General features: G+C 34.6%; 22 protein-coding genes. 12 read left to right on the top strand and 10 right to left on the bottom strand.

What is annotated here, in order from left to right:
- The first annotated feature begins 106 nt into the window (after positions 1-106).
- The 5 genes from CHSO_RS13990 to CHSO_RS13970 all read left to right on the top strand — a co-directional run bounded on the left by CHSO_RS13990 (position 107) and on the right by CHSO_RS13970 (position 5,075).
- Positions 107-487, top strand: a complete 381-nt coding sequence (locus CHSO_RS13990) for an HYC_CC_PP family protein (protein ID WP_045497037.1) — start codon at positions 107-109, stop codon at positions 485-487.
- 117 nt (positions 488-604) lie between these two features.
- Positions 605-1,078 carry a DUF3347 domain-containing protein gene (locus CHSO_RS13985; protein WP_045497034.1) on the top strand — a complete coding sequence of 158 codons (474 nt, stop codon included), beginning with the start codon at positions 605-607 and terminating at the stop codon, positions 1,076-1,078.
- 88 nt (positions 1,079-1,166) lie between these two features.
- Positions 1,167-3,935 carry a multicopper oxidase domain-containing protein gene (locus CHSO_RS13980; protein ID WP_232509072.1) on the top strand — a complete coding sequence of 923 codons (2,769 nt, stop codon included), beginning with the start codon at positions 1,167-1,169 and terminating at the stop codon, positions 3,933-3,935.
- Between the two features lie 38 nt (positions 3,936-3,973).
- Complete coding sequence (locus CHSO_RS13975) at positions 3,974-4,609, top strand: DUF3347 domain-containing protein (RefSeq protein WP_045497031.1); 636 nt, start codon at positions 3,974-3,976, stop codon at positions 4,607-4,609.
- Positions 4,610-4,613: 4 nt separating this feature from the next.
- A complete protein-coding gene (locus CHSO_RS13970; protein WP_045497028.1) occupies positions 4,614-5,075 on the top strand; it encodes a heme-binding domain-containing protein in 462 nt (153 codons plus the stop codon).
- Between the two features lie 82 nt (positions 5,076-5,157).
- Here CHSO_RS13970 and CHSO_RS13965 read toward each other — a convergent pair whose 3' ends face one another.
- The 7 genes from CHSO_RS13965 to CHSO_RS13935 all read right to left on the bottom strand — a co-directional run bounded on the left by CHSO_RS13965 (position 5,158) and on the right by CHSO_RS13935 (position 12,547).
- Entirely contained in the window at positions 5,158-7,182 is a 2,025-nt protein-coding gene (locus CHSO_RS13965) for an alpha/beta hydrolase family protein (RefSeq protein ID WP_045497026.1), read from the bottom strand.
- A 94-nt stretch (positions 7,183-7,276) separates the two neighbouring features.
- The gene (locus CHSO_RS13960; RefSeq protein ID WP_045497023.1) at positions 7,277-8,395 is read right to left on the bottom strand and encodes an FAD-dependent monooxygenase; all 1,119 of its coding nucleotides are present in this window, start codon (positions 8,393-8,395) and stop codon (positions 7,277-7,279) included.
- A 199-nt stretch (positions 8,396-8,594) separates the two neighbouring features.
- Positions 8,595-9,095 carry a GNAT family N-acetyltransferase gene (locus CHSO_RS13955; RefSeq protein ID WP_045497021.1) on the bottom strand — a complete coding sequence of 167 codons (501 nt, stop codon included), beginning with the start codon at positions 9,093-9,095 and terminating at the stop codon, positions 8,595-8,597.
- Between the two features lie 9 nt (positions 9,096-9,104).
- The gene (locus CHSO_RS13950) at positions 9,105-9,704 is read right to left on the bottom strand and encodes a hypothetical protein (protein WP_045497019.1); all 600 of its coding nucleotides are present in this window, start codon (positions 9,702-9,704) and stop codon (positions 9,105-9,107) included.
- Between the two features lie 198 nt (positions 9,705-9,902).
- Positions 9,903-10,478, bottom strand: a complete 576-nt coding sequence (locus CHSO_RS13945) for an Imm26 family immunity protein (RefSeq protein WP_045497016.1) — start codon at positions 10,476-10,478, stop codon at positions 9,903-9,905.
- 89 nt (positions 10,479-10,567) lie between these two features.
- Positions 10,568-11,434, bottom strand: a complete 867-nt coding sequence (locus CHSO_RS13940) for an RNA polymerase sigma factor RpoD/SigA (RefSeq protein WP_002979276.1) — start codon at positions 11,432-11,434, stop codon at positions 10,568-10,570.
- Between the two features lie 321 nt (positions 11,435-11,755).
- Positions 11,756-12,547 (bottom strand): S1/P1 nuclease, encoded by a 792-nt coding sequence (locus CHSO_RS13935; protein WP_045497012.1) that lies wholly within the window; start codon positions 12,545-12,547, stop codon positions 11,756-11,758.
- Between the two features lie 475 nt (positions 12,548-13,022).
- On the opposite strand from CHSO_RS13935, the gene CHSO_RS13930 reads away from it, so the two are divergent.
- The 5 genes from CHSO_RS13930 (at position 13,023) to CHSO_RS13910 (ending at position 19,198) form a co-directional block, all read left to right on the top strand.
- Entirely contained in the window at positions 13,023-13,940 is a 918-nt protein-coding gene (locus tag CHSO_RS13930; protein ID WP_232509071.1) for a type VI secretion system baseplate subunit TssG, read from the top strand.
- Between the two features lie 54 nt (positions 13,941-13,994).
- On the top strand, positions 13,995-14,897 hold the full coding sequence (locus CHSO_RS13925) for a TssN family type VI secretion system protein (protein ID WP_045497008.1): 903 nt from the start codon (positions 13,995-13,997) through the stop codon (positions 14,895-14,897).
- A 26-nt stretch (positions 14,898-14,923) separates the two neighbouring features.
- Positions 14,924-16,063, top strand: coding sequence for a hypothetical protein (locus CHSO_RS13920; RefSeq protein ID WP_045497006.1), 1,140 nt, complete (start codon positions 14,924-14,926; stop codon positions 16,061-16,063).
- A 786-nt stretch (positions 16,064-16,849) separates the two neighbouring features.
- Entirely contained in the window at positions 16,850-17,506 is a 657-nt protein-coding gene (locus tag CHSO_RS13915) for an outer membrane beta-barrel protein (RefSeq protein WP_052480604.1), read from the top strand.
- Between the two features lie 30 nt (positions 17,507-17,536).
- Positions 17,537-19,198: a S41 family peptidase gene (locus tag CHSO_RS13910; RefSeq protein WP_171817647.1), complete on the top strand. Its 1,662-nt coding sequence runs from the start codon at positions 17,537-17,539 to the stop codon at positions 19,196-19,198.
- A 55-nt stretch (positions 19,199-19,253) separates the two neighbouring features.
- On the opposite strand, the gene blaIND is transcribed toward CHSO_RS13910, so the two are convergent.
- Together blaIND and CHSO_RS13900 are read right to left on the bottom strand one after the other, a co-directional pair.
- The gene (blaIND, locus tag CHSO_RS13905) at positions 19,254-19,973 is read right to left on the bottom strand and encodes an IND family subclass B1 metallo-beta-lactamase (protein ID WP_052480603.1); all 720 of its coding nucleotides are present in this window, start codon (positions 19,971-19,973) and stop codon (positions 19,254-19,256) included.
- Between the two features lie 347 nt (positions 19,974-20,320).
- Positions 20,321-20,974: a metal-dependent transcriptional regulator gene (locus tag CHSO_RS13900; protein WP_045496998.1), complete on the bottom strand. Its 654-nt coding sequence runs from the start codon at positions 20,972-20,974 to the stop codon at positions 20,321-20,323.
- Between the two features lie 85 nt (positions 20,975-21,059).
- On the opposite strand from CHSO_RS13900, the gene CHSO_RS13895 reads away from it, so the two are divergent.
- Positions 21,060-22,091: a threonine aldolase family protein gene (locus CHSO_RS13895; RefSeq protein ID WP_045502584.1), complete on the top strand. Its 1,032-nt coding sequence runs from the start codon at positions 21,060-21,062 to the stop codon at positions 22,089-22,091.
- Positions 22,092-22,235: 144 nt separating this feature from the next.
- On the opposite strand, the gene CHSO_RS13890 is transcribed toward CHSO_RS13895, so the two are convergent.
- Positions 22,236-22,736, bottom strand: coding sequence for a hypothetical protein (locus CHSO_RS13890; RefSeq protein WP_045496997.1), 501 nt, complete (start codon positions 22,734-22,736; stop codon positions 22,236-22,238).
- 144 nt (positions 22,737-22,880) lie between these two features.
- Here CHSO_RS13890 and CHSO_RS13885 point away from each other — a divergent pair, with 144 nt between their 5' ends.
- The gene (locus tag CHSO_RS13885; protein WP_045496994.1) at positions 22,881-23,840 is read left to right on the top strand and encodes a hypothetical protein; all 960 of its coding nucleotides are present in this window, start codon (positions 22,881-22,883) and stop codon (positions 23,838-23,840) included.
- Positions 23,841-24,589: the final 749 nt, after the last annotated feature.

Below are 24,589 nucleotides of genomic sequence, written 5' to 3'. Positions count from 1 at the left end.
CCTCTGAATTATTTTTCAGGGGATTTTTTATTTACCGGAATTTTATAACAACAATACAAAATTTTATAACAACGGTTTACGGGATATTGTTAACTTTGTCTCAACAATGAAAAAGATTCTTGCCATACTGTTTTCTATTTTCTACTTCGGATTCTCTTCCGGAGCAGCATTTAGCATCCATTACTGTATGAAAGAATTTGTTTCTGTAAGCCAGAAAGTTGATGATATTTGTGGTAAATGTGGTGTAAAGGATAAAAAAGGATGCTGCAAAACAGAGATCAAAGTTGTAAAAGTAGATGACTCGCAAAAGTCTGATCTGCTTAACGTTGATTTTTTAGGACAGATTTCAGAAATTCCTGTCATGCATCAGTTTGCCTTTGTAGACAGATCTTTTTCTGCTACCAAATTCACTCAGATTCAGATCAATGCACCACCGGAATACAGGCCGGTACCCATCTATATCAATCATTGTAATTTTAGAATTTAGAATCCGTCCGTCGTTTTCGATGTTATTGTAATATCGGTACAGAATGACATGTCTTGACGCATTACCTGTGCGTTACCCTTATTCTTTATTAAAAAATTAATTCTAAAATTTAAAACAATGAAAAAGTATATCATTACAGCAGCTCTATCTTTATTCTCAGTTATTTCACTTTCAGCACAATCTAAAAAAGATGCTCAGGTTTCAAAGCTCTATCAGAATTATATTGCGATTAAGTCAGCTTTAGCTTCTGATGATGCAGACCAAACTTCAAAAGCGGCTACAGAATTCATTAAAACGGCTTCATCCATCGATTATAAATTGGTTTCAGAAGGAAACCTTAATATTCTTAGAAAAGATGCTTCTGCCATTTCAGAAGCGAGAACCGTTGCAGCCCAGAGAGAGACTTTCTTCAATTTATCAGACAATATGATTAGTCTGACGAAGGAATTCAAGCTTTCCGAAAAACCGGTTTATGTACAATACTGCCCAATGGCTGATGCAAGTTGGTTAAGTGATGAAAAACAAATCATGAATCCATACTACGGAAAATCTATGCTTTCATGTGGAAGTGTAAAGTCAGAAATTAAATAAGTATTGTATTAATCTTTAAAACAATAAGTTGTGGGGTTTAATTTATTTTAAACTTTAAACTCTACAACTTCTAAAAGTTCGGAATATTATGAAAAAACTAATAATGTTTCTGGTTCTTTTGTTCTCTATTTTTACATTCGCGCAAACCACAAAAACCTATTATACCTGTCCTATGCACCCTGAAGTTATCTCTTCAAAACCCGGGGACTGCCCGAAGTGTAAAATGACATTGGTAAAGAAAACAGTTGTAGTAAAGCCAGCAGTAAAATCTATACCGAAAGTAGAGGCACAAACAAAACCTGTAGAAACAAAAGTACATCAAAAAAAAGTTGAAGAAGTTAAAAAAGTAAGCGGACTAAGGAAAGCAGAGCCAGTTCAGATGGCTAAGCCTGCTTTAAAATCAGTGAGTCAGCCTCAAATTTCATCTCTATCAAAAACTAAACCTCAAGCTACTTATACTTGCCCTATGCATCCTGAAGTAATTTCAGATAAACCGGGAAAGTGTCCTAAATGTGGAATGGAGCTGGTAGAAAAAGAAGATCATCAACACACGGTTGTTGAAGCTCCAAAAGAAGAAAAACCTGTTTTAAGAAGAAATTCTGAAAACGGAAAACTTACTTTTGGTGGAAAAAAAGTTCGTTACGATCTGTATGTAAAAGATACCATTGTCAATTTTACAGGGAAAAACAGAAGAGCGATTGCGATCAACGGTAAACTTCAGGCTCCTACATTGTACTTTACAGAAGGAGATACTGCGGAAATTTACCTGCACAATATGCTTAAGGAAAATACAGGACTTCACTGGCATGGAGTGATTCTCCCTAATGAACATGATGGAGTTCCCTATCTTACCACAAAACCTGTAAAACCGGGTGAAACCCATTTATATAAGTTTAAAATCTCTCAAAACGGAACCTATTGGTATCATTCTCATGAAGCATTACAGGAGCAGATAGGAATGAACGGAATTTTAGTCTTTAAAAAGAGAGAAGGGGAGCCCAGAACAGAATATAATGCGGAAATTCCTGTATTATTGGGAGATTGGAGTGATGATGATCCTATGCAGATCGCCCGCAGATTGCACATGGCCAATACAGATTGGTATGCAGTAAAGAAAAATGCAGTCCAGAGTTATTGGGAAGCTATTAAATCCGGAAACTTCGGAACAAAGGCCCTGAACGAATGGAAAAGAATGGAAGCGATGGATGTGAGTGATGTGTATTACGATAAGTTCCTGATTAACGGAGCTCCAAGTTCTGATTACTCTAACCTGAAAGGAGGTGATAAAGTAAGATTAAGAGTCGCCAATGGAGGTTCATCTACTTATTTTTGGCTGAATTATGGCGGCGGGAAAATAAAAGTAGTAGGAAATGACGGAAATGATGTGGTTCCGGTAGAAGTAGACCGATTGATTGTCGGAGTTTCGGAAACTTATGATATTGAAGTAACGATTCCTGAGAATAAAAGCTTTGAATTCCGTGCGACTTCGGAAGATAGAATTGGGCATGCATCCCTTTGGCTTGGTTCCGGTGATAAAGTAGAAGCGCCTAACTTACCAAGACTGATGCTTTTTGAAGGTATGAAAATGATGAACGGAATGATGGAAATGAGCGGAAATATGAAGCCAATGACCATGACGATGGGAAATCAGATGATGGATATGAATGAAGTAATGTATCCTGAGCTTTCAGAAAAACAAAGAAAAACAACGATGAAGCACATCAACGAAATGATGGGAGTGAAAACGAAGGAAGATAAAAAAAGTGAAGATCATTCTCAGCATGCAGGAATGGATATGGCTGAAGAAAAAACCATCAAAAGATTGTCGTACAATATTTTAAAATCTCCTGAAAAAACAATTCTTCCTACAGACAGTGTTCGTAATATGAAGTTTACGCTGGAAGGAAATATGAACCATTATCTGTGGACACTGGACAACAAAACAGTGACAGAAACAGATAAAATTCTAATTAAAAAAGGTGAGATTTTAAGAATCAAATTGTATAATAATTCCATGATGCGTCACCCGATGCACCTTCATGGGCATGATTTCAGATTGATAAATTCAAAAGGAGAGTACTCACCATTGAAAAATGTGGTAGATATTATGCCGATGGAAACTGTTACCATTGAATTTGCAGCCAATCAGGATGGAGACTGGTTCTTCCACTGTCATATCCTGTATCACATGATGGCAGGAATGGGAAGAATCTTCAGTTATGAAAATTCAAAACCGAATCCACAGCTTCCGAACAGAAAGCTGGCTTGGAAAAACTTCTTGAAAGACAATAAAATGGTAAGTTCCATGGCCATGCTGGATGTTGCAAGCAATAAAATCCATGCAGAAACAATGACGATGTTTGGGCCAAGATGGGCTAACCTGAATGAGTTTCACACAAATTGGAACTTCGATCATTTTGAAGGAAGTGCAAAAGTAGGACGATTCTTAGGTAAATTCCAGTGGGCATTGCCCTATGCAGGATTCAGAGTTCAAAAAAACCATGAAATTATGGAAAGGCAAATGGCAGAAGATATGGGAATGGATTTTCATGGGAAGAAAACCTGGTTCGGACAACAGAAAGCTTCAAAAAGCAGATATTCGTTCATGGTCGGGATGCAGTATGTATTACCCATGTTGATTACGGCAGATGCAAGCGTAGATCAGAACGGAAAAGTATTGCTGGAACTGAGCAGAGAAGATATTCCACTTTCCAGAAGGCTGAGGGGGAACTTCAGTATCAATTCAGATGGGGAATTTTCAACAGGAATAAGATATATCGTTCAGAAATATTTATCCCTTTCCGGAAATTATGATAACGAAATGGGCTGGGGTGCCGGTGTTACCTTAACGTATTAATTTTTAATCACATTATTTTATAAAATCAGTCAGAAACAATGAAAAATATAATAACCATATTGTTGGTGGGAGCTACATTATATTCATGTACTAAACCCGAAAATAAAACATCTGAAAGTAAATCAGTAGAACCGGAAATCAAAACCGTAAATAAAACTGATTCTGTTGTTGCTTCAAATCAAAATCCAGAAGTAAAAGAAAGTCTGGTGGAAAATAAAAAAGAAACTGTTGAACTTTCAGCGTTTCCGATACAGCAAGTGATCAAAGGATATCTTCCTTTAAAAAATGCGTTGACTCAGGATGATTCTAAAAAAGCTTCCGATGCCGCTAAAAATCTGTTTTCTATATTAAAGAAAATAGATATCAGTAATACCAATGTAAAAAGCAATTCTGAGTTGCGTGATATTTTGGAAAGTGCATCAGAAAATGCAGAACATATTGGCGAAAACGTTGATGATATAGGACATCAGAGGGAACATTTACTGGCTTTGAGCAATGATATTACAGATTTGATCGGAGAAGTAGGAACCGGTGGTTTAAAATTATATCAGGATTTCTGTCCTATGTACAATAATGGAAAAGGAGGAATCTGGATTAGTGAGACCAAGGAAATTGTAAATCCATATGAAGGATCAAAAATGCTCAACTGTGGATCTGTAAAAAAGGTTCTGTAGAAAAATGAGTCCCTTCATTAAAAGAATATTTTTGGGATTAATCCTTATTTTTTTAATAATTCAGGTGATTCAGCCTGTCCGTAATATTGATTATGGACAGGTACCTTCATCTGACATTTCAAAAGTGTATCGGATCCCCGGAAATGTACAATCTATTTTGAGAGCCTCATGCTATGATTGTCATAGTAATGGAACGAATTATCCTGTTTATGCCTACATTCAACCCTTAAGTTTTTTTCTTGAAAATCATATCAAAGAAGGGAAAAAAGAGTTGAATTTTAGTGAATGGGGATTGTACAGCAAAAGGAAACAAACTCATAAATTAGAATCTATTGAGAATCAGATAAAGCAAAGAAAAATGCCACTTTCTTCCTATCTCTATCTTCATCACGATGCAAAGCTGTCTGATGAAGAGATCAAAGAAGTTGTGGACTGGATAGAGTCAATCCATACAGAAGACCAATAGAAGAATAAAGGAAGAAAATCTATAGTAAAAAACTAAAAACCATCTCTAAAATGAGATGGTTTTATATTGAATTTTATACTGTTTATTTTGCTTTAGTTTCCGGGACTTTGGGAGTATAAGTAACTTTTGTAATATCAACCGTCATTTCCTTCAGACGTTTTGCAACATCATCAGGCATATCTTTTTGATATCTTCCGCCAATCACTTCAGAAAGGAATTTCTCTGTCTCAGCATACATTGCCATACTGTTTACAGGTTTTCTGAATCCATGTCCTTCATCATCAGCTAAAATATAATTTACTTTTTTACCTTTATCACGAAGAGCTATGACAATCTGATCTGCCTCAGCCTGTTTTACCCTCGGATCATTAGCCCCCTGAATAATCAGTAAAGGCTTATTAATTTTATTGACACTGAATAACGGACTTGCGTCATGCATGAGCTTTTTACCTTCTTCAGTTTTTGGATCACCTACCATACCATAAAGGGAGGCACGCGCAGATTCCCAATAGGCAGGGACAGAATCCAATAGAGTGAAAAGGTTACTAGGCCCCACAATATCAACTCCTGCAGCATATACATCAGGAGTGAATGCTAATCCGGCCAGAGTAGCATAGCCACCATAACTTCCCCCCATAATAACTACTTTGTTTTTATCAGCAATTCCTTTATCAATCAGGTATTTTACACCCCATGTTATATCATCCTGCATCAATTTTCCCCATTGTAGATCGCCACCGTTCTGAAACTTTTTCCCATATCCGCCACTTGCTCTGAAGTTAGGCTGCAATACAGCATATCCTCTGTTAGCAAGGAACTGTACATTTGAATTATAGCCCCAATAATCTCTAGGACCTTTTGGCCCTCCATGAACTAAAACCACTACAGGCACATTTTTACCTGAAGATCCTGCTGGTAAAGTAAGATAGGCTGGAATTTCAAGTCCGTCACTGCTTTTGTAGCGGATGGGGGTCATTGAAGCAAGGTATTTTTCAACTTTCTTCAGTTCTGGTCTTGGAGTATATTGGAAAATTAATTCTTTTGTTTTGGTATCGAAAAAATAAGACTCAGAAACATATTGGTCACTCCAAACTGAGATTAAGAATTTGGAATAATCTTTTGTGGAGCTTGAAAAATTAATTTCTTTACCTGGGAATTTACCTTGCAGGAATTTATAGTTAGCTTCCCAATTTTTATCTTTCCAGTAGTATTCGGTTTTATCACCCGTGTAAGAGGTGAAAATAATTTTTCTTGTATTTCTGTCTGCAGATAAGCCGCCAAAATCTACTTTTCCTTTAGGATCATTTTCTATTTTGGTGATCTGTTTGGTTTTTGGATCCATCAAAAATAATGCAGATTGATCCAGATCTCCTTTATTGGTTACCAGATAAAACTTTGAATTATCTTCATTCCAGTTCGGAATATAAGCTTCTTCAGTAACTAGCGTTTCATAGATGGGAGTTAGTTGATCACCATCTTTATACAGGAACTGAGTTGTTCCTTTATCATCCGTTCTGTTTAAAATTCTAAGCTTTTCATCCCAATCGAAATCGTATCCTGTAATACGGTCTTTATTTTCGAAAACCTTTTTCAGTTCACCCGTAGAAATTTTTAATGAGTACAGATCATGCCATGCTTTATCACGGTTGTTTAATCCTACCATTATCAGATCAGGATCTTTTCTGCTAACCATATAGATTTGGGCTGCTACTTCATTAAGTGGGGTTAGGTTTCTCGATTCAGGAACTCCATTGGTGGCCTTAGCCATTGGATCTACTGCAAAAATATTGAGGTTTTCATCGCCGTTTTTATCCTTTATATACAGGATGTATTTTCCATCTTCCGACCAGAAATATCCGTTTAACGGTCGTTTGCTGTCAGTTAATGGGTGGGCTTTTTCAAAGGGTTCATCAAATTTTTTCACCCAAATATTCATGATTCCACCATATTCCCTCAGGAATGAAATCCATTTTCCATCCGGGCTCAATTGGCCGCCGGTAATCTCAGGATTTCCAAAAAACAATTTTCTGTCCAATAATTGAGCCTCCTGTGCCTGAAAGCTTTGGAACCCTATCAGCAGGAGTAATACATAAAAGATTTTTTTCATATTTTTTGATTTTGATATTTGTTAATTTAGTCATTTATTTCCATAGAAAATGATAATTGATAATTCTTTTAGATTGAAATTGTACTTGTTACGCTTATAGATCCAGTTCAATAATCTTCCTGGCCATTTTTTGATTGATACTTTCAGGAATTAAACTCATCATAAAATTACGCAATGAATTTCCGTGTTCCCATTGAGAAATTTTTCCAATAGTACGGCTTGTATTTACAATATAATCTACTTTTTTTCTTCTGATTTTCTGAAATTCTTCAAAAACAACATTAAAATCTTTATTTTTCTCCAGTAGCCTGCCAATCACATAGGCGTCTTCAATGGCCTGACAGGCACCTTGTCCCATGTTGGGCGTTGTAGCATGAGCTGCATCCCCAATCAGACAGAGGTTTTCAGTATACCATTGAACAATAGGGGCGAGGTCTGTAATTTCGTTACAGATGATATTTTCTTTTTGGGTGGCTTCAATAAGGTTCAAAACCAAATCATCGAAATCTTTAAATATTTCTGCAATTTGTGCGTATCTGCTAAAACTTTTTTCATTGATGCAAGCATACCAGTACACTTTTTTCTCAGAGATCTTTACGAAGCCAAAACGTTTTCCTTTTCCCCACATTTCAAAAGCTTCATGATGATGCCGCTCGGGGAGCTCAAAGTCAACCAGCCCACGCCAGCATTTCTGTCCGGAACTTCGGATTGATCCTGTTTTTAGAATTTGGTTTCGGATAGGCGATTTTATACCATCAGCACCAAAAACAATGGTGCTTTCAATCTGATTTCCATTTTCAAAGTCTAAAATATAGTTTTCTTTCTTTTCAATTGTCTGTAAAGAATGATTAAGCTGAATGGAATCCGGATTAAGGGTTTCTGCAAGAATACGCTGTAATTCTGCACGATGAATGGCTACATTACAGGAATTATATTGTTTTTCCAGGGTGAGAATTTCCGTTTTTGAAAATGGTTTCAGAGATTCGTTGGATAAGGTAATTCTATGGATTTTGTTTCCGGCACTTTCAATCTTTTCTTTTAATCCAAGTTTGTCAAAGACCTGCATAGCATTTACAGCCATCATAATTCCTGCTCCTACAGGTTTTATTTCCTGTGCGGATTCGTAGATTGTAAAATCATATCCATGTTGTTGAAGAACATTTCCCAAAGTAAGACCACCTATTCCAGCTCCAATGATTGAGATTGTATTCATTATTTATTTTGTGAAGTGATGCTGTTGGAAATAAGAAAGGACACAAATATTTTATGCCACTAATTCCTTTTGCAAATCTAAAGGTATTTGTGGCGATCATTATCCGTATTTAATTTTATCTGAGATAAAATCTTTGCGTCTTAAAAGCATTTTAACCAATCTGTATCCTTTGTGCCTTTGTGATTTCCCATCTTAAAGTTTATAGAGTCAAAATATAACTTTCCGATACCTTTTTAAAGCCATACCTATTGAAAAACTGATGCGCTCCGTGATTATTCACTCCGCTTTCCAGCAAAATAAAGCTGATATTCCAGTTTTTAGATTCCTCAATAGCTTTTTCCAGCAGCTTACTTCCAAGAGATTGTCCTCTTACAGACTCATCCAAAAGCATATCTTCCAGAATCGCATACTTTTTAAAAGGACTGTTGATAACATTGAAGACCATCATTCCGACAATTTGTACGTTTTCATCTTCTGCAATTAAAATATTCAGTTTTGAACTGCCATCGGAATTGAAATCTGTAAGGAGCTGCTCCGTTAAAATGACATCAAGATCCGGATTCCAGTGATGAGTATCTATAGCTCTTCCGGACATCATCTCGCCATGAGAAATGTAAGAATCTGTTTTATGAGTGATAAAAAAGTCTACCAATTCCTTAATACGCGTTTTATCTGTAAGCCATTGTGTAGTATAGTTCATGAGGTCTTGTTATTTTATTTTTTTTAATTCTTCCAATAATTGATTCTGTTTGTTGATAAACTGATCCAGATTATTCGTTTTTAAAGGATGGGCATTTTGGTACTTTTCAATTTCAGGAAGAGTTTTTCTGATTTTGAATACGACGTAATGATCACGAATAGCCGCATTATTTTTTCTGATTTTATCAATTAAAATTTTAATGGTCTGTGTTTTTAGGTTATACCGATCAGAACTGGCCTTAATCTCTTGTTCAATCTGCTTTTTAGTGAGAGAATCAGTTACTGAATTTGAAAGGGCCACAGCATCATTATAATATGTTTCTGATTTGCCGATTACATTATTATATTCGGCAATCGTCTCTTCGGCTTCTTTATTAATAGCCTCTATTTTTTGGTCGAGTTCCTGTAAAGCTTTATTATTTTTTAAAAGTTCATCATATATTTCATGAACAAGATTTCCATAAGATCGGGTATTTTTCTTAATAGAGCTGGAAATTGAAGATTCTGCGTTGTCAACAGCATTTTCTACGACCGCATGTTTTTTGGTAGAATTTTCTTTGCAGGAAAGCACCGATAAAGCTATTGCCGAAGCGAAAAGTATTTTTTTCATAGTATGTTTTATTGGGGTTTATAATATATATCATATCCCGGCAACTAAAGATAATCATTTGGAATTCGTCATCAATAATGACTGGATATGATTTTAATTAGTTGAACAAACGTTGAAAATTGTTACAATAATTTATAAGATTGAAAGTAAATCAATATTTCTTTATTTAAAATCTCTAAAATTATAATTATATATGCTTTATTTCCAGGATTGAAACTTGTCATGCATTATTTCTGCAATCTCGTTTACTCTTTTCTGGGCTATTTCATTATCTTGTCTGTATTCCATAGGTATCTTGTCATAGTCCATAACTTCATCGTTAGACAAAAACCCTTTTAAATGGTTTAATACTCTAAAGATTATATGATTCATGCGCCAGCAAATAGAAGGCTCAATGTTTTGCATTTCATCAGTTTCTATTCCTTTCGTTTCACCGCCGATCCAGAGACTTCTATCAAATACGAAAGTAATGTCCTTATAATTTGACTCAGATTTATCATATTCAGGATTACTGAACAGTATTTTCCATCTTGGAATACCTGTTGAGAAGCGCATACTGCAAAATATGGGCTGGAATAATCTCTTGCTTGTATCTACATCAGAAATGTTTTTTGGAGGCTCGGTGTAAAAATGGTCAAAAACCTCAATAAGATGACCTAGGTTGGGTTTAATAAATTCAATATAACGGGCAATAACAAATCCATTTTCATTCGATTCGCTGATGGAAGGAATATAAAACAGATCACCTGGTTTTGGCTTCATTAATGACTTCATTATACAATATTTTAATAGTACTATCTGGATATTTATAAAAAAACGGAGCCTGAAAACAGACTCCGCCTATAAAATTGTTTGCGCTAAAATTATTTACCTAAATAAGATTTAAGGATCTTACTTCTGGTATTGTGTTTTAGTCTCTTAATTGCTTTTTCTTTGATCTGACGAACTCTCTCTCTTGTAAGATCGAAAGTCTCACCAATTTCCTCTAAAGTCATTGGGTGTTTTCCGTTCAATCCGAAGTATAATCTTACCAAATCTGCCTCTCTTGGAGTTAAAGTGTTCAATGCTCTTTCGATTTCAATCTGAAGAGATTCAAGCATTAAGTCTTTATCAGGACTTGGAGATTCACCTGAACGTAATACATCATAAAGATTAGAATCTTCACCTTCTACTAAAGGGGCATCCATAGACAGGTGTCTACCGGAGTTTTTCATAGATTCTTTAATATCTTCCTCACTCATGTCAAGAACTTCAGCCAATTCTTCCGGAGAAGGTGGTCTTTCATTTTCCTGTTCAAGGTGAGCGTATGCTTTATTAATTTTATTGATGGAACCAATTTTGTTCAACGGAAGTCTTACAATTCTTGATTGCTCAGCCAACGCCTGTAAAATTGATTGACGGATCCACCATACTGCATAAGAGATAAATTTGAAACCTCTAGTTTCATCGTACCTTTTTGCCGCCTTCATTAATCCTAAGTTACCTTCATTAATTAAATCGGGTAAGGAAAGACCTTGGTTTTGGTATTGTTTAGATACAGAAACTACGAAACGAAGGTTGGCTTTAATTAATTTTTCCAATGCAGCTCTATCGCCAGCACGTATTCTTTGTGCCAATTCTACTTCCTCGTCCGCAGTAATCAGTTCCACTTTACCAATTTCCTGCAAATACTTGTCTAATGAAGCAGTTTCCCTGTTGGTAACCTGCTTAGTGATTTTTAATTGTCTCATTTATTTTTTCCTCAAAAAAGAGTTACTATATAATATACGTATGGAAAAGTAAAAAGGTTACACCAGCTTTTATTTTTTATTAAATATTTTAGATGAAAGTGAATAGGAGAGGCTGGAACATGGATTGAGAAGGTAAAAAAAAGCCGTAAAAAAATAAAAAAGTAATATAGAAGACCTCCATCATTCCCTTCCTCTGGAGTGGCAAAAATTCAAAGAATTTTTGACGGAGTGGTTTACCACAATCTTTATTAATGCTCAAACTTCAAAAAAAAACAGAACCAAAGTTCCGTTTTATCTATATCTATGAGATTTTTAGTGCAATTAGAATAGCTCATTCAGTACTTTAGCCAATCTTAATCCTCCATACAACAATTGTCTTTCAAGAGTATCATTGAACTTATATTGATAGTCGTAAGATAATTTTGAATCATTAGGAGTCTGTGCATAGATTTTGTTGGCGATTTTGTGAGAATCATATAACCAATCTTCCAGAGTTCCGGATTGAATTTGGGCAACTTCTTCCTTAGATTTAATATCTAAAAGCTTAGAATATTCAGTATAGCTATATTTTTGGGAATCTACTAATTTACCATCCCAAACAGAATGTAAATTGGTTTTATCTCCGAAATACGTAACATTAATCTTGTTTCCTCCTAAATCCTCTGCTCTTCCTACATGTAATGGTTGTGCAAGATCTCCCATAATATGAATAAGGAAGATTAAAGCAATCTTTCTGTCTTTTGCAGATGTTTTTTCATCTTTAATCTGGCTGGATAGGGTATTAACCTGAGTGTAAAGACTTGGTCCTGCCTGCATTTTTAAGTTTTGGTCAAAAGCTTTAAAGTCAGTTTGTGGATCGATGTTTACGTAGTGCCATGATGAAGCCTGCTTCCAAGCACCTGTAGTATCAGATTTAATGAAGTCTGGCCAGTTAGCCCAGTATGCAAGACGTTCCTTGCCCATTATTTTTTTGATTTCTCTCTTAGCCTTTCTGGAAAGGTGATTTTCTGCAATATCTGCAATTACTCTGTGCCCCGTCAATCCCCACGCATAAGAATAAAGTGAAGAGGAAATGAATGCTAAAATCAGAATTTTAGAATAAATACTTTTCATTTTAAATAACAATTTTCAGTCTGCAAAGATACAGTCCTCTTTCCGAATAAGCATATATTATCCCGAATTTATTCCAAAGGGGGATGTTAATAAAATTTAATCCAAATAAAATAAGTAATTGTACTAGGTTTGGGGATGATTTTTCGGGAACATGATGCGAGTTCCGGGATACAAAGTATTGTAGGTAATATAATAATGATATGAGCTGAAGTTTTAAATATCCAACCTTGAACTCAAAAAGATAAACCCTTGATACTGAATTTTGAATTTTAACCTTTTAACCTTTTAACCTTGAACAAATTCTTCAATTACCGTATTTTTACGGAATTTACTGAAAATTATTCCTTTTAATACCAATAAATTAGTATTTTTAGAATAAAATTATTGTCAAAATATTTTTTCAAACTTATGAGATATATTATCTTTACAAGTCATAATCACAGGAAACACTATGCATGAGAACAATATAGTAGATATGAACTATAATAAGCTGCAGACAGACTTTAAAGCTGAGGCTGTAGCTGTTAACCTTTTAAAATATCATCGGGCAGTAAGCAATATATTTATTGAAAGAGTCGGTGTGAACGATCGTGCTTACTTAAAGGATATTAAAAGCATTTCGAGCAGTTATCTGGGTTTTGATGAGGAAGTATTCACGATAGAAAGTTATAGAGAGGGAATTTATGACTATCTTCCTGAAGGATTGTTTCACCCACCTTCTCTCGGAGCTTCCAGAAAAAATGTAGATACGGTTGTAAGAGAAATCAGAAAACAGAAAAGAGTAGAGGATGATGCCCGAAAATTTTTCCGCCCATTTGAGTTGGAAGTTTTTTTTACAGAGATCAGTGCGCTACTTAAAGAGTCAGAATTTGATATCACAAGCAATACGGATGCTTTACTGGAAACGGTAAGTGAACTTTGGCCGCTTATTGATATGCTGGATAAGCAGAGTGCTTATATATTTATGCATATTTTGCCGTTTTTCCACCAGATTCGTGGAGATAAAAGATGGTTTGAAAGATGTATGACTGCTTTTCTTCAGGTTCAGGTTCAGGTAACTTTTTCTCCTAATGTTATTGATGAAATCGAGAAAAATGATGATTCAATGTTGTTGGGGAATTCAAGATTGGGAGTGACTTATATTCCCAGTGGAAGACATATGGATGGACAACGAAACTGGGTGATAAATATTGGGCCAATTCCTTATGAGGAAATGAAAAAATATATTCCGGGAAGCCCGTTCAGAAAAGTTCTTCAAACACTGTATGATTATTTTCTTCCTGTGACAGTGGATATAGAAGAGAATTTCGTTACAGAAAAGCTGGAATACTCGTTTAGTCTTAAGGATGATGAAAGAAATGCCAGCCGCCTTGGATACTCTACATTCCTCTAAATTATTTTATTATATTTACAATTACCAACAAAGTATAAATTCGAAAAGAAACAAATGGAAATTTCTTCAGTAAAAGGTATTTTTTTAAGGTATATTTTAATGCCTTTAATCGCTATCATCATGATGTTTATCCTCGGGATTATCAGGAGAAACAAACCTGCGATCAAAATTAAAGTAATTATTGTATACGTTCTTCTGTGCAGTTTATGCCTGGCACTACCGGGTTTTTTTGGATTTGCCGGAAATCTTTTTAATCCGTACTGGTATCTCATTGCGCAGGTTATTTACCTTATTTTTGGGATTATTCACGTTAACTTATTACACAAATATTTCAAAAAGCATATTGATTCTCTGGCAATGAGTATTTTGTTTGAATCTATACTTTCATTAACGTGTATTGCTTTGGGTGGATTTTTATTTACCCTTTTATTCAACTGGATGAGTAAAGGTACAGGATATGCTGTAATGGCAGCTACAAGTATGCTGATCTTTGTGGTTCCTATGGTGTTTTATTATTGCTATATCCAATTTATCAGTATTCCTTTTGATATTTATAAAACATGGAGATATTCTCCAGAGCAAAAGCTTCCTGATTTTGAAGGGGCAGATTTTGACCGTTTGATGGTTCTGAATGTTGAATTAAGCAAAAACCTTGAAGATTCAAACCGATTCAGAATTAAAGCTAAAACGCTTCCAACCGGAATTACTTTTGGAGACTGGTTTTACAGAGTGGTTGATGATTATAACCACAAAAACCCGGGATCTATTATTCACCTTTCCGATGAAGTAAGAGAACCCTATTATTGGATCTTTTATACCAAAAAATCGTTTTTCAGCTTTAGAAAATATATAGATTTCGATCAGGACATCACTGCAAACAGCATTTCTGAAAATGAAGTCGTTATTTGTAAGAGAGTCATTCAACATGAAGAGGAAGGAGTCGCAAGAAAATCATAAACACAAAAAATTAAAAAGTATTAAACATGATACAACCTATTAAACATTTTGCAATCAACTGGGTGGATGGGATGAAAGTTTCCCAAAGACACCTTAATGATCAGGATAATTTCTTAATTGATACCATCAGAGATTCCAATTCACTTGGGATTACTACATATAACTATGGGCTCTTACCTATTTCTACTGAGTATACAGACCGTACTATTTTTGATGTTCATAACACCGCTACCAATGATGTACAGCTTGTTATCAAAAGATGCAGCGCTGTTACTATGGCAGGTTACCGTATCGAATTAAGTGACAGAAGAATCAGTGTAAAATCACTGGCAAAATCAATGAGTGAAGAGCAGGCAGATGGAGAATATTATATCCTGATCTCTGTAAATCCGTTTGATAAAGTTCCTTTTGGAGATATTGATCCGGAAGAAATTCCACCACGTCACCCAAGTGCACAACCCAATCACCACATTGAACTTCTTCCTGTAACGTCTTTGAACAGCAGCTATTCAGGAGGAAATTACCTGATTATCGGTAAAGTAGATTTAAAGGCAAACATCGCACAGGTAGATTCTAATTTTATTCCACCTTGTACTTCGGTTCAGAGCCATCCGGCTTTGGTAGAATATTACAGCAGCTTTGCAAAATCTATTGGAAACCTTCAGCAGTATGCTTTCAAAATTATTCAGAAAGCTTCTCACAAGAACCAGAATACAGCCCTAGCACAGAATGTTAAGTTTGTTTGTAATACGATGGTGACTACTTTTGGAGATATGTATTTTCAGTTCAGGAATATTACCCCATACCAACCGCCGGTATTTTTAATTGAATCTTTTGCAAGACTAGCCCTTCATTTATACAACTCAACGCAACTTCTGGTTCCTGCAGAATTGGAAGAAATGTTGAACTATAGTTTGGAGTGGAGTGAAATTGCCCCACATACTTTATTAAACCAGCTTTCTATTGTAGCAGAAACAAACTATGATCATCATAATTGCGGAGAACCTTTACTTTATATCCAACAGATGTTAAGAAGTTTAGAAATTATCTTCTCAAAACTGAGCGAACTGGATTATATTGGTCAGAGAAAAGAAAATATCATTGTTAACGAACAGGAAGTTTCTACCAACACCAACCCGAAAAGAGGTTGGAGCGTTTTAGACTAAAAACTTCTTCACTTATAAAAAAGATAAATCCTGAATTTTCTAATTCGGGATTTTTTATTGGTTCTGCGTCACAGTAAAATAATCTTGGATTTACTCCTGACCGCAAAAATAATGTCCCAGTTTTCTATATATTATATTATTTACCCGAGTTCGGGATCATAAAATTAAGGGTAATAGGCTGGAAGTTACTATCGGAACTACAATTTCTGACGTTGCCGCAAAATTTGATGAAGCAGTCTTTAAAGGAATAATACATTACAGGGTTGTAAGTGGTTTTTTTAAACTCAACTCACTTCCCTCTCCCAGCTCCAGGCTTCCTTACTTACTAAAAACAGAAATGTCTTATCCCGAACTCAGGTTATTTACCCTACATCATACACCCTACATCATGTTCTTTTTAAATCCCATATCAATGAATAAATATCATGACGATTTGTTTGTAAGATATTGATAATCAATTTGTTGTATTTAAAAAGTATGCGTGTAGTATATTGTTTTTAACAGTTTTTTTAATTTATGCTATAGTTTTGTGATAATCTGTTGTTTATTGTTTGGTTTGTTCATCGAATCATCAATGATTTAGGGACTAAGGTTGCAAAAACGGAATTATATTTTTTGTAAAAAGAATAAGTGCTATAGATCATATGAGATGTACAGAAGCGAAAAATAGCTTTAAAATCTGATATCAATATTATAATTATAAATGAAATAACTCAAAAAAAAATCTATGAAAAAAAATTATCTAAAATCTTTTGTCTTTGTCTTTTTTCTACCGGAACAGTAGTGATGGGACAAAATAAACTTAAGGTAAGTCTGGATGCCGGGTATACGTATGGTGCTTTAAATTCTGACCTTTCAAATCTTGTTGATTCAAGGTATACCGGGCGTTATGGTTTCGGGGTCAACCTGTCTGGGGAGTATATGATTTGGAAATCACTTTTTGTTTCTACAGGAGTTTCGTTTCAGCAAAAGAATTATAAGTTTGAGAGAACGGGAAGCAGAGATGGATGGTATACAGAATATAATAATAATTTTTTAACCCTTCCTTTAATGGTAGGAGGCTATATCCTGAATAATCCACATGAAACCACCGGTGTATGGATCAAAATTGCCGGAGGAATGTATACTGATTACTGGCTAAGTATGAAAAGAGAAGGGCGGTATCCGGTATTTAATGAATTGCAGGAAAATGGAACTTTTAATTATACACAAGTTTCTGATAAATATGATTTCAAAAAGAATGAAAATCAGCTTAATCGTTGGGGATATGGGTTGGCAGGCCAGGCGCAGTTAGGATATTCTTTTAATAAGTTTGATGTATATGGATCCTATAACTACCAGTATGGGCTTTCAGATATCAATATGGCGAATAACGATAAAGACCGTAAATCAACCATTCGGTCATATATGATTTCTTTAGGTGTTTCCTATAAGTTTAAGTAAAAAGTTTTCTTATCAATTAAAATATATAAAATGAAAAAAAGTATCATTTATTTAGGATTAGTACTGTTTTCAGCATCAGTAACATTCAATTCCTGTATGCAGGAGAATGAGTCTCCTATTACAGAGCCAACAAGATATACAAGCAATGATATAAAATCCTACGCCGATCTTTTTAAAGTATTCTGGACAGTAATGGATCAGCGGTATAATTATTTTTATGAACAGAAAGGAAAAGATGGTATGGATTGGAATACCATTTATAAAGAGTATTATCCAAAATTTGCTGCTTTAAAATCCTATAATGGGATTGGAGTAAGTGATGCAGAACTTCAGGCGGATGCTGAAAAAGCAAAGGTATATTTTACAGAAATCATAAATCCCATCATTGACAGACATTTTAACGTTAAAATAAAAGTTCCTTTTTCAAATTCCGGTATTACCAATACATATACTTTTTATGGAGGGATGAACGAAGTGAGATCTAATATTTATCCGTTTGATGCTAAATACGGATATATGAAAGACAGGCTTCAGGATGGGGCTGTATTAACTAATAATTTTTTATTGGCGGGTAATTTGAAATCTAATCCGGATATTTACTATTTCAGTTTCAAAAGTTTTTCATTATCTACAAATTTTAAGATTAATCTTGTTGATAAATATTTAAGCCCGGATCCGGGAAATTCGCTTGTTCTTACATCTGCCGCCATTGAAAGCAGTGCACAACTCAATGCAATTAGTGATAGTAACAAGAGAAATGAAGTTAAAAATTTCACTATAAATCTATTAAACGAATGGAACTCATTTCCGAATTCAAATGAGATGAAATCTTTCAATAGCCAGATCGGAACGTTTAAAAGCACAGAAGTTTTATCAGATGCATTGTTAAGTTTAACCCAGCAGTTACTCACAAAATCTAATAATCTTGTAAAATATAATAGTTCAGCCACTTATTCTTCAGTGTTAAGTAGTGAAACTCTTCCTTATATCCAATGGTTTATCCAGCAGATGGATAATCATGTAAAATATGGATATAACTTGGCCCAGTTCCAGAATGCGGCCAACAAAATACTGACCAATGCTCCTTTTTATCAGAAGTTTTTAAATCCTTTACACAAAGGAGATATTAAAAAAGTGATTATTGATTTAAGAGGTAACGGCGGTGGTAATATTGTTGATGCCCGTTTTTTCACAGACAGGTTTATTACTAAAAACGCTCTTGCATTTTATCAGAGAACAAAAGAGGGGAACGGACAATTTAATTATACTCCTTGGGTTCCGGTACAGGTAAAACCTCATATGTTTGGAATTCCCGGGAATATTCCGATTGTTGTTTTAACGGATAAAGGAAGTGCAAGTATGTCGGAAATGTCTACATTGATGCTTAAAAGCCAGGGAACTCATGCTATTTCTATGGGAGATTACAGTGCTGGAGCCACTGCAGGTCTGGGAGGATCAGATGATTTTAATGGAGGCACCCGGGATGTTATTGCTGGTGGTATTCTAGAGTTTTATATGCCATTGATGGCTACTAAGAATCTTAATAATGAAGTTATTGAAGGGGTTGGTATAAAACCGGATATTTATGTAACCCCTCCTTCGGATACTGAAGTTGCGCAAATGACAAGCAGTCCTAAAACATTTGCAGACAGGGTAATGGATGAAGCCATTAAATATCTTTCAACCAAATAGTATTGCATAAAAAAGACCTGGTTTTTGCCAGGTCTTTTTATATTCAGATTGTTTTTTATTTCTTGTTCAGAAGTTCTAAAGTGTGTTCCACATGTCCACCGCCTTTCCATTCATCATGTCCGGGAATAATTAATGTAGCTTTAGAATACTTGGTTTTCAGTTTATTCATCGTCTTGGGCCATTCTTCTACATTGGCTTCTTTAATATATCCTAAATCAGTAGCCGAATTACTTTTTACAAGACATCCACCATCCAGGACATTGTATTTTGGAAACCATACCACTACATTATCAGCAGTATGTCCTTCTCCAAGAAAGTCTACCACAAATTCTTCTCCACCAATGCGGTAAGGTTTTCCGGTTTTGATGATTTCAGTGGATATTGCTTTTCCGTCTTTTTTCAAAAACTCATTGGTTTTAGTGGTTGCATAGGTCTTAATTCCTTTATTATTGAAAAAACTAAGATCTCCAGCACGGTCATCATGGGAATGGGTGGCAAATACAGCAATAACAGGTAAGTTGTGACGTTTCCGGATAGTATCCATCAGGCTTTGGTATTGTACTTTTTCCCATGGAACATCAAATAAAACAACCCCTTTTTTGGTGACAAGATATACTGAATTGGCAGAATATTCTTTACCTCCAAATACTCCAAAAGTTTTATAAATATGTAAATTGTTTTTAATAGGTGGTTCAATGACAAAATCTTTTACCTGCGCACTTGCAAAAGGACTCAACAACATCGAAACAATAAAAAACGGGATGCTTTTTTTCATAATTTTTAAAGGTAATAATTAAAGTTTAAGACGTGTTGGAGATATGGAATTTCCAACAGAAGATTTTGCAAACCTAGTGAAATTAATTATCGAAGTTTTTGATAGGAAAGAAGTTTAACCGTTTTTTAACAGTTGGAGATTACCACTCCATCAAAAATTCAAAAAAATTTGCCACTTCTCCGGGGGATGGGAATGTTTAGTCTTCGATAGAAGTTTTGATCACCCTTAGTTTGAAGTATTTTACATATTATTTATAAAAGCCACGAATAAAACAAATATTTTTTACCAGTTCATTCGTAGCCCCCAAAAAAATCTGCTTCATTTTTCAGAAGCAGATTTAATTATGATTATTTTTTTACCAATATTTTTTCCGTAGCTTTTTTACTGAGGATTTCTTTCTTACCCTCAATTTCTATGGTCATCGATTTATCAAAACTTTCAATTTTAATAATCTTTACTTTGGTATTCAGGAGAAGCTTTCTGTCATTTAAATAAGTTAGGAAAGAGTCATCAGAAAGAGTAACGGAAGCAAAAACAACGGTTTCTCCTTCTTCACATCCACTTAGCTTCTGAAGATCCTGGGCAATAATGTTTCCATCTTTATCAGGAATAGGTTCTCCATGCGGATCAAATTTAGGGTAATCCAAAATTTCGTCCATTTTATCAAAGAAGATTTGGGAATGAACGTGTTCCAGTTGTTCTGCAATTTCATGGACATTTTCCCAGCCAAAATTCATTTTCTTAACCAGAAACATTTCAGTCAATCTGTGTTTACGAACCACCAAAGCAGCTTCTCGTTTTCCGTTTTCGGTAACGATCAGAGGTTTGTAGGTTTCATAAATGACCCATTTCTTTTCTGCAAATTTTTTCATCATATTGTTAACGCTCGGCATTTTTACATTTAAAAATTTGCTGAGTTCGTTAATCGTCACCTTTCCTTCATTGTCAACTAAATGAAACAAAGCTTTCAGGTAATTTTCTTCTGTTAGGGTTGTTTTCAAAATGTTAGATGATTTTCAATACAAATCTAACAAAATAATCTCAAAAGATCACTCTTGTTATTTTAACTTTTTTTACTTTTACACTATGAAATTTTCATTTAAAAACGACTATTCTGAGGGATGTCACCCCAATATTTTACAGGCACTTTTACAATATAATCTTGACCAGCAAGCCGGATATGGTGAAGATGAGTTCTCTTTGAAAGCAAAGGAATTAATTAAAACCAGAATCAATAAAAAAGATTCAGATATTTATTTGGTTTCAGGAGGAACGCAAGCGAACTTAATTGTGATTTCTTCTGTTTTAAAACCATATCAATGTGCAATTTCAGCATCTACCGGACATATTCTGAATAATGAAACCGGAGCAATTGAAGCAACCGGACATAAAATCTTAAGTATTGAAACGGAAGATGGAAAGCTAAGACCATCAGACATTATTCCGGTGTTGGAAAATCATAGAAATGTACCCCATCAGGTGATGCCGAAAATGGTTTATATTTCCAATTCTACAGAGCTGGGAACGATTTATCAGGCTAAAGAATTGGAAGAGCTTTCAGAATTTTGTAAGCAAAACCGTCTCTATCTGTTCATGGATGGTGCAAGGCTGGGGCACGGACTTACATCTGAAATCAGTGACTTAAGTTTGGAAAGAGTAGCGGAACTCACCGATATTTTTTATCTCGGAGGAACGAAAAACGGAGCATTAATAGGAGAGGCTATTGTTATCAATAATCCGGCTCTCCAGGAAGATTTTGCTTTTAATATCAAGCAAAAAGGAGCATTACTGGCAAAAGGAAGATTATTGGGAATTCAGTTTTTAGAACTGATGAAGAATGATCTGTATTTTGATTTGGCAAAACACGCGAATCAGCAGGCAATGAAGATCAAACATGCTTTGCAGGAAAAAGGGATCAGTTTTCTTGCAGATACTTATACCAATCAGATTTTTCCAATTCTAAACAATGAGCTTATTGAAGTTTTATCAGAGAGTTTTGAGTTTTTTGTCTGGAAAAAAGTAGATGAAGAGTTTTCTGCCATTCGTTTGATTACTTCCTGGAGTACAAGTGATGATGCGGTAAGCCGCTTCATTGAAATCATTAATGAAAAACTATAATTTTTAGATGAAAATCACATAGGATTTATCTGCGAGATCTGTGAGATCCGCGGGAGTTCTAAATTAAGAATATATAGAGATAAAAAATGCTGTTCACAAATTTGAGAACAGCATTTTTATTTGATTTCAATAGTATTTATTGATTTATTTTACAGCTTTGTTAACTATTTTACAGTCAGCAGCATTCAGTTTTGGCCCATCTTTGTAGCTGATCTTATTTTCGCTGGCATATTTGGACTGCCCGTCTTCTTCTTTGTGATCTCCAATTCCTTCTGTCAGAGTATTATCTTTTTGAAGGAAATAAATGTCTCTTTTGCTTTTTTGTCCTTCAGAAGTAAATTCGTAAGTCAGTTTCAGAGTGTCTCCTGATTTAAAACCGGTTACATCTCCTTTTGAACTGTCTTTTTCACTGTTTTTGTAAGATAATTTTCCGGTAATGGTTCCCAGATTATCATCAATAGAGGCGAAGACACTGTCTTTTCCAACCACCCCTACATAACAGAATGACTTTGGCCCTAATGTATCTACTACAGGCTCTTCTACTGCAATAGTATCAGTATTGGCTTTCGGAGCAGGAGCTTCAGTTTTTTTATTACAATTAATCATTACTGCTGAAATAGCACCCATTAAAATTAATTTCTTCATATCCTTAGTTATTTAAAATCAAATTTTGAAGCGCTAAATTAGTGATACTATTTATATATTAATGAATATTTTTCTAAAGTTTAAAAATATCATTCACTTGGGCACGGAAAATGATTCATATTATTTTATTTTTAAATTCATATTATGAAACAGGCTATCAGAATGCTGGGATTGGGATTATTATTTTTAGGATTAGATTTTTTGAAAGGTCAAATACCCCAAAACTATATTTATACTTCATCGGGAGATCTGCAGAATATAGAAAAAATGATTGTCCGAAAAGATATTGGAGGGGTACAGATTGTCTATAACTGGAGAGCTTTGGAAACTTCAAAAGATGTTTATGATTTTTCAGGTATTGAAAAAGATTTAGAGTATTTGACTTCTTTAGATAAAAAACTGTTTATACAGCTTCAGGACAGGTTTTTTGAGCCTCAGGCAAGATATGTACCTGATTATATTTTGAATGGGAAGGAATATACCGGCGGGCTAGTGGCTCAATATGATAATCCGGGAGAAAATAAACCTGTTGGAAGCGGTTGGGTAACCCAGCAATGGAATCCTGCAGTTAGAGAAAGGTATCAAAAGCTGATAGGAGAGCTGGCGAAAAAATTTGATGGGAGAATTCAGGGAATTAATCTTCCAGAAACCTCCATAGATATTGAAATGAAAAAGGATAAAACCGGCTTTAGCTGTGATACATATTTTCAGGCTGAGTTGGATAATTTAAAATTTGCAAGGCATGCATTCAAAAAATCTTATGTATTACAATATGTTAATTTCTTTCCCTGTGAATGGGAAAATGATCATCAGTATATGTCCAGATTATTTGATTTTGCCGATAAAAACAATATAGGGTTAGGAGGACCGGATATTGTTCCTCATAAAAAAGCTCAGATGAAAAACTCTTATCCCTTTTTTAATCTATATAAAGGAAAATTATCACTGGTCGCTATGGCAGTTCAGGAGCCCACTTTAACATATAAAAATCCAAAAACAAAAAAACCTTTTACAAAAGAAGAATTTGTGAATTATGCACAGGATTTCCTGGGAGTTAATATTATATTCTGGAGTGTAGAATCTCCATGGTTAAAAGGGTCATGAATGTTATTGGAAAAGAGAGACAGGTAATTTATAAATAAACTAAACGTTTTGTTTGTCATTCTGTAGGAATCCAACTGTCGTAGATTAGGATTTTCTTGTAACCACAAAAGTCACAAAAGTTTTTGAACACTTAAGTTATTAAAGTTTCCAGCTTTGCGCATATAAAGTACACTAAAGTTTAAAAAAAAATCTTTGATTTTCATCTTAAGTGCACTTACTTATACACTATTATTTTAAACTTGCTAAAGTGTTCTAAAGTGTTTTAAATATTTGCAATATTGAAATTTATATAGAGTGGTGTATGATATGTTCTGTTTGTCATTCCGTAGGAATCCAAGCGTAGTAGATTAGGATTTTCTTGTAACCACAAAAGTCACAAAAGTTTTTGAACACTTAAATTATTAAAGTTTCCAGCTTTGCGCATATAAAGTACACTAAAGTTTTAAAAAAATCTTTGATTTTCATCTTAAGTGTACTTAATTATGCACTATAATTTTAAACTTGCTAAAGTGTTCTAAAGTGTTTTAAATTTTTGCAATATTGAGATTTATATAGAGTGGTGTGTGATATGTTCTGTTCTGTTCTGTTCTGTTCTGTTTGTCATTCCGTAGGAATCCAAGCGTAGTGGATTAAGATTTTCTTGTAACCACAAAAGTCGCAAAAGTTTTTGAACACTTAAGTTATTTGAAGTTAAGAGCTTTGCGTATAAGAAGTACACATAAGTTTTGAAAAATCAAAGATTTTTCTTC

It is taken from the genome of Chryseobacterium sp. StRB126, from assembly GCF_000829375.1.
In the GTDB taxonomy this organism is placed as follows: domain Bacteria; phylum Bacteroidota; class Bacteroidia; order Flavobacteriales; family Weeksellaceae; genus Chryseobacterium.
This window is presented reverse-complemented; position numbering and strand designations above follow the sequence as displayed.

Excerpts from the sequence above, each read along its gene's own strand:
- CHSO_RS13965 (WP_045497026.1), bottom strand. The coding sequence starts at position 7,182 with ATGAAAAAAATCTTTTATGTATTACTCCTGCTGATAGGGTTCCAAAGC.
- CHSO_RS13960 (WP_045497023.1), bottom strand. The coding sequence starts at position 8,395 with ATGAATACAATCTCAATCATTGGAGCTGGAATAGGTGGTCTTACTTTG.
- CHSO_RS13940 (WP_002979276.1), bottom strand. The coding sequence starts at position 11,434 with ATGAGACAATTAAAAATCACTAAGCAGGTTACCAACAGGGAAACTGCT.
- CHSO_RS13935 (WP_045497012.1), bottom strand. The coding sequence starts at position 12,547 with ATGAAAAGTATTTATTCTAAAATTCTGATTTTAGCATTCATTTCCTCT.
- CHSO_RS13910 (WP_171817647.1), top strand. The coding sequence starts at position 17,537 with ATGAAAAAAAGTATCATTTATTTAGGATTAGTACTGTTTTCAGCATCA.
- CHSO_RS13930 (WP_232509071.1), top strand. The coding sequence starts at position 13,023 with ATGAACTATAATAAGCTGCAGACAGACTTTAAAGCTGAGGCTGTAGCT.
- CHSO_RS13920 (WP_045497006.1), top strand. The coding sequence starts at position 14,924 with ATGATACAACCTATTAAACATTTTGCAATCAACTGGGTGGATGGGATG.
- CHSO_RS13925 (WP_045497008.1), top strand. The coding sequence starts at position 13,995 with ATGGAAATTTCTTCAGTAAAAGGTATTTTTTTAAGGTATATTTTAATG.
- CHSO_RS13980 (WP_232509072.1), top strand. The coding sequence starts at position 1,167 with ATGAAAAAACTAATAATGTTTCTGGTTCTTTTGTTCTCTATTTTTACA.
- CHSO_RS13975 (WP_045497031.1), top strand. The coding sequence starts at position 3,974 with ATGAAAAATATAATAACCATATTGTTGGTGGGAGCTACATTATATTCA.
- CHSO_RS13890 (WP_045496997.1), bottom strand. The coding sequence starts at position 22,736 with ATGAAGAAATTAATTTTAATGGGTGCTATTTCAGCAGTAATGATTAAT.
- CHSO_RS13970 (WP_045497028.1), top strand. The coding sequence starts at position 4,614 with ATGAGTCCCTTCATTAAAAGAATATTTTTGGGATTAATCCTTATTTTT.
- CHSO_RS13915 (WP_052480604.1), top strand. The coding sequence starts at position 16,850 with ATGGGACAAAATAAACTTAAGGTAAGTCTGGATGCCGGGTATACGTAT.
- CHSO_RS13950 (WP_045497019.1), bottom strand. The coding sequence starts at position 9,704 with ATGAAAAAAATACTTTTCGCTTCGGCAATAGCTTTATCGGTGCTTTCC.
- blaIND (WP_052480603.1), bottom strand. The coding sequence starts at position 19,973 with ATGAAAAAAAGCATCCCGTTTTTTATTGTTTCGATGTTGTTGAGTCCT.
- CHSO_RS13945 (WP_045497016.1), bottom strand. The coding sequence starts at position 10,478 with ATGAAGTCATTAATGAAGCCAAAACCAGGTGATCTGTTTTATATTCCT.
- CHSO_RS13985 (WP_045497034.1), top strand. The coding sequence starts at position 605 with ATGAAAAAGTATATCATTACAGCAGCTCTATCTTTATTCTCAGTTATT.
- CHSO_RS13990 (WP_045497037.1), top strand. The coding sequence starts at position 107 with ATGAAAAAGATTCTTGCCATACTGTTTTCTATTTTCTACTTCGGATTC.
- CHSO_RS13955 (WP_045497021.1), bottom strand. The coding sequence starts at position 9,095 with ATGAACTATACTACACAATGGCTTACAGATAAAACGCGTATTAAGGAA.
- CHSO_RS13885 (WP_045496994.1), top strand. The coding sequence starts at position 22,881 with ATGAAACAGGCTATCAGAATGCTGGGATTGGGATTATTATTTTTAGGA.
- CHSO_RS13895 (WP_045502584.1), top strand. The coding sequence starts at position 21,060 with ATGAAATTTTCATTTAAAAACGACTATTCTGAGGGATGTCACCCCAAT.